Here is a 505-nt window from a genome sequence, read left to right as displayed (position 1 = left end):
CTATCCGCACGGCGCAGATGCCAACGACCCGATGATGGCCTTGCTCAACGGCAATGTCCCCAAACAACGTCCGAATACCAATATCGCATACGACACCCCTGCCCCTAAAAACAATCGCGGCAGCGGCGGCAACCGCCGTCCCGTGATTATGATTGACCCCGGTCACGGTGGCGAAGACCCCGGCGCAATCGGCCCGAGCGGCCTCAAAGAAAAAAACGTTGTACTCTCCATTGCACGCGAAACCAAAAAACGCCTCGAAGCCTTGGGTTACAACGTATTCATGACGCGCAACGAAGACATCTTTATCCCATTGGGCGTACGCGTTGCCAAAGGCCGTGCACGCAATGCCGACGTATTCGTGTCCATCCACGCCGATGCCTTTACCAGCCCGTCCGCTCGCGGTACCGGCGTATATATGCTCAATACCAAAGGAGCGACCAGCTCGGCGGCAAAATTCCTTGCCCAAACCCAAAACAACGCCGACGCCATCGGCGGCGTACAAACC

Annotated in this window: 1 protein-coding gene; it reads left to right on the top strand. The window is 57.2% G+C overall.

Going from position 1 to position 505, the window contains the following annotated elements; translation table 11 throughout:
- Window positions 1-505: N-acetylmuramoyl-L-alanine amidase (locus ACTHUR_RS18760; protein WP_440400283.1), on the top strand; the 505-nt coding region annotated here is incomplete at both ends.

This window comes from Neisseria sp. P0021.S007, assembly GCF_051956855.1.
Note: the sequence above shows the minus strand (reverse complement) of the source record. Positions and strands in the feature narration are given on the sequence as shown.